Raw genomic sequence first — 11,621 nt, 5'->3', positions numbered from 1 at the left:
AAAGTTAATTAAAAGTTTTCCCAATTTTCAATCCCCCCACATCTTTATAGATGCAGGGGGAATAATAAAATAACCCACAATTTGGATTGTCGATCGATTTTTGGGCACTATTCACCGATTAATCCCACATACGGAAGGTGCGATTGCACTATTTATACTTTGTGCAAGCAGCCCATCTCAAAACTATTCAGACGCTTTGTTATTAGCTCTATTAGCACGCGCCTCAGCTGAAGCCATGACCTCATCGAAATTTTCTAGCACTTCACCAGGAAAGTTTTCCAAAACTCTGGTAGAAAGAGCAACCCGCCCTTTACCCTCATCCAAATCAATAATTACAGCTTTAATTGGTTGACCAACTTGAAATACCTTTTCTAAAGAATCAATAAATTTCTGGCTTACCTGCTTGATATGAAGTAAGGCGCTCATGCCATTTAAATCAACAAACACACCAAAAGGTTTGATGCCAGTAACTTTGCCTTCCACCAATTGACCTAGTTCTAATAAGCTGAAGTTGCTAGAACGAGTTGCTAAACGCTGGGAAAGGATGAGTTTGTTGGTGCTTTTATTAATTTCCAAAAAGCCCACAGTCAGATTTTGACCTTTGAGTGCTTCTAAATTATCACGCTCTGCTAGGTGCGATCGCGGAATAAATCCTCGCAAAGAAAGAATATCAACGGTTACACCACCTTTATTCACACCCATAACTCGTACTTGCACAGTCTGAGCATTTTCCTGCATTTCGGTCAGTCGTTCCCAGATATGCTGAATTTCCAACTGCTTTCGAGAAAGGGTGACTTGACCTTCTGCATCCTGTTCTCGGATAATCAAAAACTGCATTTCCTCTTGCAATGGCAGCACCTCCGATAAATCGGTAACTGCTCTCAAAGAAGCCTCATCGCGCGGCAGAAAAGCTGACGACTTGCCACCAATATCAACGTATGCTCCATCATGGTCAAGTTGGAAAACTTTGCCATTTACAAGCTGTCCCTTTTGAAATTGATAGTCGTGTTTTTCTAATGCTTTGGCAAAATCGTCCATTGTAAAGGACGAATTGGCTGTTTGAGAAAGTTTCGATTCGGAATTCATGACTTTTGAAGATTGGTTGTTATTTGAGATGGTGCAACTGAAGTTTAGATTGTCATTTGTCATTTGTCATTTGTCCTTTGTATTTACCAATGACCAATGACCAATGACTAACTTGGCTGCGTATGCTTCAGTTTAGTTGACCAAAGAGTTTTTTTACTTGCTCCCAAGCATCGGCCGCAGCTTTAGGATTATAACTGGCACGATGGTCGCAGAAAAATCCGTGATCAGCTCCATCGTAGCGAAACACACGATGAGGAATTTTATATTTTTCTAACTCTGTTGCAATTTCATCTACTTGTTCGGCTGGGATGCTAGCATCTTCTGTGCCAAAGAAGGCATAGAGAGTGCCTGATATTTCTCTGGTGCGGGTAACAGTGGGAGCGCCACCTCCCGGTGTGCGGGTAGTAATTCCAGCACCGTAGAAGGAAGCCGTGGCTTTAATATCTGGCAAGGTGGCTGCAAGATATGCGACATGACCGCCAAAGCAAAAGCCAATACAGCCAAAACTATCTTTTTTTACTTGAGGCAGATTTTTCAGGTAGTCAATTGCTAGTTGAATATCGCTCAATAACTCTGAGGCTTGAGTTTGCATGGCGTAACTTCTGCCTGTTTCAATATCTTCGAGTGTGTATCCAGTTTCAAAACCAGGAGCAGTACGTTGAAAAAGGGCAGGTGCGATCGCTACATACCCAAGTTGGGCAATCCGTTCTGTAACTTCCCGAATGTGAACGTTGACACCAAAAATCTCTTGTAATACTACAACTCCTGGGTAAGAGCCAGGTTCTTTTGGCTCTGCAAGATAAGCAGACACTTGAATATTATCTTGCAAAAGATTAACCGTTGTGGTACTTATTGCTTGCTCTGTCATAATAATTTTTACCAGTGCTATGTGATTAGCCGTGTGTTTATTTGATATAACTATGCCAGTATGCCTAGCTTTTTTCTAATTAAATTATCAATAACCAATAGTGAGCGCATTAGAAATTTGTATCAGAAAAACTTTATATGTAAAAAAACATATTTGAGATGTAGCAAATGTAGCTGGTCACAAAAGGAGGGCTGAGTAAAAAGTGTTGAGTATAAAAGCAACACTCAGAACTCAGCACTCATTAGCACTTAGTATTCAGGAGGTTTGGTGATGATTCAATTCCGTATTCAGCCAGACAGCGAAATTCCCGCATCAACCCAGCTGTTTAATCAAATCCGGTTTGCGATCGCTTCTCGGCAATATCCCCCTGCTTACAAATTACCAAGCACACGCGCGCTGGCAATGCAAACAGGGTTACACCGTAATACCATTAGTAAAGTTTACCGTCAACTGGAGGAAGACGGATTTGTTGAAAGTATGGCTGGTTCGGGTATTTATGTTCGTGCCCAAGGTCATGAGGGCGGTAGTAGGCTGCAATCACCAATTCTCAAACAAAATCCTGATGCATATCAAGTTGTCCAGCAAGCACTTGATGAGTTGCTTTCTCAAGGATGTACGCTGAATCAAGCTAGAGAGCTATTTTTAGCGGAAATCGACTGGCGCTTGCGTTGTAGTGCGCGGGTACTGGTTGCAGTGCCATCTTATGATATGGGTGCTGGTGAGTTAATGGTGTATGAATTAGAGCGATCGCTAAAAATACCAGTCCAGTTGGTAGCAATGGAAGAATTAACCGCAGTGCTAGATAAAACCACCTCTGCGACAGTCGTCACAAGTCGATATTTTATCAGTAATGTGGAAGCGATCGCAGCTCCAAAAGCTGCACGGGTAATTCCTCTCGATATCTACGACTACAGCAAAGAACTCAGCCTATTGAAAACCCTACCAAAAGAAAACTGTGTTGGGATAGTTAGCCTCAGTTCCGGGATTGCACGAGCCGCAGAAGTCATCCTCCACGGTTTGCGGGGCGATGAACTATTGGTGATGACTTCGCAGCCAAAAGATGCTTACAAACTTCAGGCAATGGTTAAGCGAGCTGAGGTGATTATAAGCGATCAAGCCAGTTTTGCAGCAGTACAAGCAGCCGTACATGCCTCTGATGAAGATATTATTCGTCCACCAAAGCTGATTAAGGTTGACAATTATATCGGCGCTAACTCGATTAACTTGCTAAAACGAGAACTGGGTTTAAGTTAATCTCAAGATAATTCTATCAACATCTTTGAGAGCAACTGATACTGGAGGGATGGGATAGTGCAGATTGTGATAGTAGGCGCAGGCCCAACAGGTGTAACCCTTGCCCTGCTCCTTGTAAAACGTGGTATTGCTGTAACGTTAATTGAAGCAGCAAAAGACTTTCATCGTGTATTTCGCGGTGAAGGATTAATGCCCAGTGGCTTAGAAGCTTTAGAGGAAATGGGTCTATCGGCGTTGTTGGAGGATATTCCCCATCGACAACTCAACGCGTGGGAATTCATTATCGGGGACAAGCAGTTGTTTCGAGTTGATGAACCAATGGGAGCAACCCGACCCTGTACACTGGTTTCACAACCACCACTGCTCAAAGCACTGATTTCGTCAGCTCAAACCAATCATGGGTTTGAATTCATTCAGGGTGTTCCGGTCAAAGATTTGCTTTGGAGCAATCAACGTGTCGCAGGTGTAGTACTGAGCGATGGCAGAGAACTTAAAGCTGACTTAGTGATTGGGGCAGATGGTCGAAATTCCCTGGTGCGTCAACGTATAGGCTTAGAATTGGTACGCCAGCCCAAAAATATTGATATTCTTTGGTTTAAACTTGCCGCCAGCCCTGAGTTTGCAGCCGATAATGTGTTTCGTACTATTGTAAATGGCGATCGCGTATTTACCATCTTTCACGGAGCAGAATCAGGAAAACTACATCTGGCTTGGGTGATGTCGGCAACCGAAAACACTGACTCCAAACAAGCCAACTGGGCAGAGATTTTTGCCTCACTATCACCCTCATGGCTAGCAGAGCATTTCCGTAATTATGCAGACACTATCGAATCTCCCATTCGGCTTTCTGTTGTGGTTGGTTATTGTCGGCAATGGCACGCACCAGGGGTACTGCTTCTAGGTGACGCTGCACACCCAATGTCTCCTGTCCGTGCCCAAGGAATTAATCTCGCATTCCGTGATGTGATTGTCGCTGCGAATCATCTTGTGCCGTTGTTGCAAAAAGAAACTGGACACCAGGATATTGACATGACACTATCGCAAATCCAAGGGGAACGTGAGCCAGAAATTATCCGCGCCCAGCAACTCCAGTTAGCGGAAGCTAAACAAGGCGAACTACTGCGAAAAAATGCCCTGGTGCGATCGCTGTTAATTCAACTTCCTCCCTTACTCCGTAAAATAATTAAAAAGTCTTGGTTAAGGCGACAATATAAAATGCGTCAAGGTATCACACAGGTACACTTAAATGTCTAAAAAACTGCCAGCAGTTATCCGACTTGTGGTTGTGGGGTGTTAATTTGCAAAAACTCTTGTACCTGTTGCATATAAGTTGGCGCATCTTCCAACATTGGAAAATGGGCTGTGTTACGAATCATCACAAATTTCACTTTGTCACTCAACGCAGCCGCTTGACGCCCCATCTCGGCTGGAATAATTTTGTCATACTCCCCTGCTACAAGCAGAGTCGGCACTGTTAGCTTGGCAAACTCTTGCGGCATCACTTCAGATTGAGCCTTGCTGACTGAAGTAAAAATTGTTCCTAAAGCCGCATCGTAATCTGCTTCGAGAAAATCTTCTAAAAAAGCTTGCCGCTCAGAATGTGGTATGGAACTATGCAGAAATCTGGCCATAAACATCCGGTCAACAAATGGAATTTTGCTTAACCACTTGGGACGGAATTTCACTACATAGCCACCAAATTTATGAAAAGCACTAAAAGATTTTTCGTCGTACTCAAAAACGCCGCTACAAGTTAAAATTCCTCGTTCTACTCGTTCGGGATAGCGGTTAAAAAATAAAGTGGCAACAGAAGCGCCCATTGAATGAGCATTGATATAAACACGCTGAAGATGTAACCCATCTAGCAAACCTGCCAAATCATCAGCGTATTCCTCTAATTTATAGGTTAGCTCTCTGATTGCCTGTGATTCTTCCTGGGGGGAATCAGATTCGGCAACAGCTTCACTTGCTTGGGTGATGGTTGGCTTCCCACCAGAACGGCCAAATCCCCGCATATCGTAGAGTAAACAATCAAATTGTTCTGATAAAGCATCAGCAGTATTTTGCCAATATCTAGCCGAACCAGCCCAACCATGCATAAAAACCATCACTGGTTTTACCAAAGAACCGGATGGTCTTTTCACCCATTCGTAGTAATGCTCAACGCCACGAACATTAATATAAGGCATTAGTCATTTGTCCTTTGTCAGTTGTCATTAGTCCCTGGTATATGGTTATTATTCCTTATTTTTTGACCAATGACTAATGACCAATACAACTCTTTGAGAGGCTGCGCCAACGACTACGCGGTAGTTGAATCTCGACTTCGCTCGATTACCGCGCAGTCGAAACTCAGTACAAGTGACTAATGACTATTAAGCTGATTCTGGCTTCGGTAGTGAAGACGGATGTATTATTAGTTCAGCAGTCGATCGCTTCTCGACCATTTCCCTTGTAACTGTACAGCGTGTCACATCCTTACGGGATGGTAACTCATACATTACATCCAACATTAATTCTTCGACAATACCACGTAATGCTCTCGCACCAGTTTTACGGCGGTAAGCTTCTTGAGCGATCGCTCGTAAAGCATCTGCTTTAAAATCTAACTGAACATTATCCATCTTCAGCAGCTTTTGGTACTGCTTGACTAAGGCGCTGCGTGGTTGAGTAAGAATCGCCATCAGCGCTTCTTCATCTAGCGGATCTACTACTGCTACCATTGGCATCCGCCCAATAAATTCTGGAATCAGGCCAAATTTTACTAAATCATCCGGTTCTAGATGGCGAAGCGTATCTGCTGCTCGTTTCTCCTTCGATTGACCTTCACCCGGTTGCACAAAGCCGATTGCTTTTTTGCCAACTCTCTGATCTACAATCTTTTCTAAGCCCACAAAAGCACCACCACAGACGAACAAAATATTACTTGTATCAATCTGGATGCAGTCTTGATAAGGATGCTTCCGCCCTCCTTGGGGTGGTACATTGGCGATCGTTCCCTCTAACATTTTCAGCAAGGCTTGCTGCACGCCTTCGCCAGAAACATCGCGGGTAATTGATGTGTTCTCGCTCTTACGAGCAATTTTGTCAATTTCGTCAATGTAAATAATTCCCCGTTGCGCTTCCTCTATATCCAAATCTGCCACCTGTAACAGTCGCAGCAAGATATTTTCTACATCTTCTCCCACATACCCTGCTTCCGTCAGCGTCGTTGCATCGGCTACGGCAAAGGGTACATCCAAGATTTTCGCTAGAGTTTGCGCTAAGAGGGTTTTGCCGCAACCAGTCGGGCCGATTAACAAGATGTTGGATTTTTGCAGTTCTATGGCATCATCCGCCCCAGGTTTGCCACTAGCTTTAGATTGAATCACTGCCAGCCGCTTGTAGTGATTGTAAACAGCTACTGACAGCACTTTCTTGGCTTCGTCTTGACCAATAACGTGTTCGTCTAGATACTTTTTAATCTCTCTTGGCTTGGGTATTTGATTAAACGAAATACTAGCAGAGTGGGTACGCCGTTTTTCAGGTGGCTCTGCTCTTGGTGCTGGTTGTGCTGCTGCACCATTAGTATCGAGTAACTCCTCGTCTAGTATTTCATTACACAAGTCAACGCATTCATCGCAGATGTAGACTCCCGGCCCTGCGATTAATTTACGCACCTGCTCTTGGGACTTGCCACAAAATGAACATTTCAAATGGGAGTCGTACTTAGACATACCAGCCTCTTATTTCAGAATGGTGACGTTTTCCCCTGCTACGGGAAGATTTTGCCTGGAAATGACTTGATCGATCAAACCGTAGTTTTTTGCCTCTTCTGCCGACATAAAAAAGTCGCGCTCAGTATCTGCTTCTATTCTTTCTAAGGGTTGACCAGTATGGTGAGCCATTAACTGATTCAACTTAGCCTTTACGTAAAGAATTTCTCTGGCTTGAATTTCAATGTCAATGGCTTGACCTTGAGCGCCACCAAGTGGTTGGTGAATCATAATCCGGGAGTCGGGCAGAGACATTCGCTTACCGGCAGCCCCTGCTGTCAACAAAAATGCCCCCATGCTCGCGGCTAATCCAAAACAGATGGTAACAACATCAGGGCGAATTTGCTGTATTGTATCATAGATTGCCATCCCTGCGTAGACGGAGCCGCCAGGAGAATTAACATACAATTGGATGTCTTTTTCTGAGTCTTCGGAATCTAGGAATAACAACTGAGCCACAATTGAGTTGGCTACGGCATCGTCTATTGGCGTTCCTAAAAAGATAATCCGCTCTCGCAGCAGGCGGGAGTAGATGTCGAAGGCCCTTTCTCCCATACCTGATTGTTCTACCACCATCGGCACGATGTTGCTAGGGCTGCTCAACTGGGAGTTAATGTTTATTCGACTTAAGTTGCTGATTGGGGAATTTCCCGACTGCGATTCAAGCATACAAGCTTTCTTTGACGATTATTTAGGACAAATGCTTCAGCAGCGGATGCTGAGTGTTCAACGAATGGAATTTTTATAAGCTACGTGTTAACCATTATGCCTCATATAATTTCCTCTCGTGTAACACAGTATCAAGCTCAAGTGATAACAGGTGTCACTATTTGCCGAAAATTCATTAATTCTTTAATTATTTTGACTTCATTTCTGAGTCATTGGGCATTGGGCATTAGGAGTGCTGTTAGCGTCAGCGGGGCGTTGAGCCAGTACTGAGTGCTGAGTTAAGAGTTAAGAGTTTTGTTTACCCCTTGTCCCTTTATCTCCCTCTAATTTCTCATCTCCCTTAGCTTACCCATTTCACCAGAACTTTAACTCAGAACTGGTGAACTCATGGTTGTGGGATTTTTTATTATCCTTCTGTAACTTCTGTAGAAGCTTCGCTGTTTGCTTCCTCTATCTGAGGTGCATCAGCATCAGCGTCTAATTCTGCGTCTTCCGTTTCCTTTGCAGGACTCAATGAACCTTCCGGTACAAGTTCAACTGATGAGTGTTCTAAGAGCCAATCGATGATTTTTTCGGTTAATAGTTCGTTTTCCACGATTGACCGCAGTTTATCTTCATCAACGTCTTGTTCCTCTCGGTACTGTTCCAAAAGTTCTGTGACTCTGGCTGCGATTTCTTCTGGTGTTACCTCGATAGATTCGCGTTTGCCGATTTCTCGTAAGGATAAAGAGCGTTTGATACGTTCAATTGCTTCAGTACGCGATCGCTCCCGCAATTGCGGAATAATATCTTGAGTAAACAGCTTTCTTACATCCAATCCCTGCTGAGACAGCCGGATTGCTGTTTGCGTTAGCATTGCATCCACTTCTTGCTCAATCAAGGTTGCTGGTAAGTCAACTTCTACGTGCTTGAGCAGTTCTGTTAACAAGGCTTCCTGCTTATTGGTTTTTGTTTTGTCGTCCGCCTCTTTTTGATATTGCTCTACCAAAGAAGCGCGTAACTCCTCTAAGGTTTCAAAATCACTGACTTCTTGAGCGAAATCGTCATTTACTTCTGGTAGCTCCTTTTCCTTTAATTCTTTGAGCGTCACGGTAAAAGTTGCCGCTTTTCCAGCTAAATCTTCATTAGCATACGGGTCTGGGAACTGCGCCGCAATTTCTTTCGTTTCTTCCGGATTCATCCCCACTATTCCCGAAATAAAGCCTGGAATAAACTTATCTTCCTGCAACTCAACTTGAAAATCAGTTGCTTCGGCTCCGGGAATCGGTTCTAGTTCAGCTGTTTCGTCTTCGCCCTCAACTCTGGCGAATGAACCTTTAAAATCGACTACAGCAATATCGCCGATTTGGGCTGCACGCCCTTCCACAGGAATCAATGTTGCCAATTCTTGACGTTGCTTATCCAGTGTATTCTCTACTCGTTCTGGATCGAACTTGACTTCTTCGGCTTGGAAAAGCAAATCAGTGTACTGAACTAAATTCACTTCTGGTTCTACATCCACAGCAGCCGAAATGGTTAGGGGTTTTCCAGGTTCATAATTATTAATCAAATCCTCAAAGGAGGAGCGTAACTGCGGCTGACCGATTGCTGGGATGGCTTCTTGTTTGACTGCTTGCTCAATGCCATCTTGAATTAGTTCTTCTAGGGCCGCTGCCTTGATTCGAGTTGTACCCAGCCGTTGTAGTAATATCGGCCGAGGCACCTTGCCTTTACGAAACCCAGGAATATTGGCAGTACTCGCTAAGTTCTTAATGACCTGTTCGTAAGTTTGCTTGGTAATTTCCGGCGTAATCTCTATTTCCAGGCCAATTTGGCTGGCGGGAAGTTTTTCCTGGGTAACTTTCATGCTTCGTCTCTAGTTTTCTGGTATTTTATACTCCGAGTACATACAAGACGCAATAAAATAATTGTTTGCGTTTATGGCTTGATGTCTCTTAGGGGTAATGGGAGTTTGCCCAAAGGTCTTGTGACATCCAAGGAAGGATGTTTGTCCTGGGGCAAAGATCCAGTTTACTGCCAATGACCAAGGACTTGACATTTTACCTTCATAACAATTTGGTTAATAGGGCATTGGGATTAGGGGGAAGTTCACGAAGAGGGGTAAAGGGGAAGGGGGAAGGGGGAAAGGGAAGAAATTATTGGAAGAGGATTGTGACCCCTCCCAATAATTAACCCCCTTTTAGGGGCGCTTCAAACCCTTATAAGGTGAAAGAAAAGAAAAAAGTTTATGCGTGTTGCGAATAACTTGTTAACCTTTCCCCTTTTTTCCTTTCCCCTTTCCCCCTCCCAGATAGGTGACAGGTGGTAGGTGCTAGAGAATAAATCTGTACCCTGTAACCTGTAGCCTATTCCCTTCTTCACTTCCCTCTCACTCTAAAACTTGGGAATTAATTATTCAGTGGGCTAACGCCGTGATATCCTGGTCTCAAAGAGTGGTTAGTACTCCAATTTAAAGTTATAGTATTGAGTCTAGCTATTATCTAGCTATTATTAAGTTATGTGTTGGTACAACAGTGCATCTGTTACTTAACCGCATAGCTCAGTTTTGAGTTGTGCTGGCTTTTTGCTTTTAGATTCTAATATATTCATCATCTTGGTAAGCAAGTTTGTAGCCAATACATTTGTTTCTTTACAAGAAGGATGCTTGTTAAACCCCTAAATGCAGATATCTCCCTTTTTCTGAGAAATAGCGGTTTATTGTATAATATATAGTTATAGTTAAAATCAATGAAAAAATCGCCGTTATTTTAAAATGCAACATCACTTAACTTATTAAAAAAATGTATTATTAAATATATTAAAGAGATATTAAATTAAATAAAAATCTTAAGCTATTAAAAATCTATTTCCAGACTGCGATCGCTATTTAAATATAACTAAATTGTCCATCGTTCCAAGAAATTGCAGATTAAGTATCTTATAAGGAGGAAGCAAGTTTGTCGAAATCCTATCGTCTAGCTATTTTAGGAGCTACTGGTGCAGTAGGCACAGAGTTGCTGGAATTATTAGAAAGCCGTAATTTTCCGGTTGCTGACTTGAAGTTATTAGCATCAGAGCGGAGCGTAGGGCGATCGCTGCGATTTAAAGGTGAAAATATACCAATAGAAGCAGTGAGCGATCGCGCTTTTGAAAATGTCGATATAGTACTAGCTAGTGCAGGCGGTTCCACATCCAAAACTTGGGCAGCAGTTGCCGTGGAAAAGGGCGCAGTGGTAATTGACAACTCCAGTGCCTTTCGGATGAACCCGGAAGTTCCGTTAGTAGTTCCGGAGGTGAATCCCCAAGCCGCGGCGCATCACCAAGGTATTATCGCTAACCCCAACTGCACAACAATTTTAATGGCTGTGGCAGTTTGGCCGTTGCATAAAGTTAAACCAGTGCAACGCATTGTCGCTGCAACCTACCAATCTGCTAGTGGTGCTGGAGCCAGGGCAATGGCAGAAGTCAAAACCCAAACAAGCGCTATACTACAAGGACAGCCACCAGTTGCCGAAATATTGCCTTACCCATTGGCATTTAATTTATTCCCGCATAACTCCCCATTAAACGATTTGGGTTACTGTGAGGAAGAAATGAAAATGGTCAACGAAACCCGAAAAATATTTGGCACGCAACAAATCAGAATCACTGCGACTTGTATACGGGTTCCCGTACTTCGCGCCCACTCAGAAGCGATTAATTTAGAATTTGAGACTCCCTTTAGTGTGAAGGAAGCCAGAGAAATTTTAAATTCCTCCCCCGGAGTAAAATTGATAGAAGATTGGGGAACGAATCATTTTCCAATGCCCATTGAAGCAACAGGTCGAGATGAAGTTTTAGTGGGAAGAATTCGCCAGGATATTTCTCATCCTTGTGGCTTGGAATTATGGTTATGTGGCGACCAAATTCGCAAAGGCGCAGCATTGAATGCAGTACAAATCGCTGAGTTGTTGGTAGAGAAAAATCTACTCAAACCATTAGCTATTAGTCATTAGTCATTGGTCATTAGT

9 protein-coding genes are annotated in these 11,621 nt (G+C 43.3%); 3 read left to right on the top strand and 6 right to left on the bottom strand.

Going from position 1 to position 11,621, the window contains the following annotated elements; translation table 11 throughout:
- Positions 1 to 183 precede the first annotated feature (183 nt).
- Positions 184 to 1,086, bottom strand: coding sequence for a S1 RNA-binding domain-containing protein (locus ACR5KR_RS21150; protein WP_445632052.1), 903 nt, complete (start codon positions 1,084 to 1,086; stop codon positions 184 to 186).
- Positions 1,087 to 1,213: 127 nt separating this feature from the next.
- Positions 1,214 to 1,954, bottom strand: coding sequence for a dienelactone hydrolase family protein (locus ACR5KR_RS21145; protein WP_448267893.1), 741 nt, complete (start codon positions 1,952 to 1,954; stop codon positions 1,214 to 1,216).
- 270 nt (positions 1,955 to 2,224) lie between these two features.
- Here ACR5KR_RS21145 and ACR5KR_RS21140 point away from each other — a divergent pair, with 270 nt between their 5' ends.
- Together ACR5KR_RS21140 and ACR5KR_RS21135 are read left to right on the top strand one after the other, a co-directional pair.
- Entirely contained in the window at positions 2,225 to 3,208 is a 984-nt protein-coding gene (locus tag ACR5KR_RS21140) for a GntR family transcriptional regulator (RefSeq protein ID WP_448267892.1), read from the top strand.
- A 54-nt stretch (positions 3,209 to 3,262) separates the two neighbouring features.
- On the top strand, positions 3,263 to 4,462 hold the full coding sequence (locus ACR5KR_RS21135) for an FAD-dependent monooxygenase (protein ID WP_448270285.1): 1,200 nt from the start codon (positions 3,263 to 3,265) through the stop codon (positions 4,460 to 4,462).
- A 14-nt stretch (positions 4,463 to 4,476) separates the two neighbouring features.
- Here ACR5KR_RS21135 and ACR5KR_RS21130 read toward each other — a convergent pair whose 3' ends face one another.
- The 4 genes from ACR5KR_RS21130 to tig form a co-directional block, all read right to left on the bottom strand.
- Positions 4,477 to 5,397: an alpha/beta fold hydrolase gene (locus ACR5KR_RS21130; RefSeq protein ID WP_448267891.1), complete on the bottom strand. Its 921-nt coding sequence runs from the start codon at positions 5,395 to 5,397 to the stop codon at positions 4,477 to 4,479.
- A 186-nt stretch (positions 5,398 to 5,583) separates the two neighbouring features.
- Complete coding sequence (gene clpX / locus ACR5KR_RS21125) at positions 5,584 to 6,924, bottom strand: ATP-dependent protease ATP-binding subunit ClpX (RefSeq protein WP_292775233.1); 1,341 nt, start codon at positions 6,922 to 6,924, stop codon at positions 5,584 to 5,586.
- Positions 6,925 to 6,933: 9 nt separating this feature from the next.
- Positions 6,934 to 7,632, bottom strand: coding sequence for an ATP-dependent Clp endopeptidase proteolytic subunit ClpP (gene clpP / locus ACR5KR_RS21120; RefSeq protein WP_445630643.1), 699 nt, complete (start codon positions 7,630 to 7,632; stop codon positions 6,934 to 6,936).
- Positions 7,633 to 8,038: 406 nt separating this feature from the next.
- Entirely contained in the window at positions 8,039 to 9,478 is a 1,440-nt protein-coding gene (tig, locus tag ACR5KR_RS21115; RefSeq protein ID WP_448267890.1) for a trigger factor, read from the bottom strand.
- Between the two features lie 1,090 nt (positions 9,479 to 10,568).
- On the opposite strand from tig, the gene ACR5KR_RS21110 reads away from it, so the two are divergent.
- Positions 10,569 to 11,606, top strand: a complete 1,038-nt coding sequence (locus tag ACR5KR_RS21110) for an aspartate-semialdehyde dehydrogenase (RefSeq protein ID WP_448267889.1) — start codon at positions 10,569 to 10,571, stop codon at positions 11,604 to 11,606.
- Positions 11,607 to 11,621: the final 15 nt, after the last annotated feature.

The organism is Nostoc sp. DSM 114159 (assembly GCF_053470285.1).
This window is presented reverse-complemented; position numbering and strand designations above follow the sequence as displayed.

What these genes read in the sequence shown, in the direction of transcription:
- ACR5KR_RS21150 (WP_445632052.1), bottom strand. Translation starts at nt 1,086, where the DNA reads ATGAATTCCGAATCGAAACTTTCTCAAACAGCCAATTCGTCCTTTACA.
- ACR5KR_RS21145 (WP_448267893.1), bottom strand. Translation starts at nt 1,954, where the DNA reads ATGACAGAGCAAGCAATAAGTACCACAACGGTTAATCTTTTGCAAGAT.
- ACR5KR_RS21140 (WP_448267892.1), top strand. Translation starts at nt 2,225, where the DNA reads ATGATTCAATTCCGTATTCAGCCAGACAGCGAAATTCCCGCATCAACC.
- ACR5KR_RS21130 (WP_448267891.1), bottom strand. Translation starts at nt 5,397, where the DNA reads ATGCCTTATATTAATGTTCGTGGCGTTGAGCATTACTACGAATGGGTG.
- clpX (WP_292775233.1), bottom strand. Translation starts at nt 6,924, where the DNA reads ATGTCTAAGTACGACTCCCATTTGAAATGTTCATTTTGTGGCAAGTCC.
- clpP (WP_445630643.1), bottom strand. Translation starts at nt 7,632, where the DNA reads ATGCTTGAATCGCAGTCGGGAAATTCCCCAATCAGCAACTTAAGTCGA.
- tig (WP_448267890.1), bottom strand. Translation starts at nt 9,478, where the DNA reads ATGAAAGTTACCCAGGAAAAACTTCCCGCCAGCCAAATTGGCCTGGAA.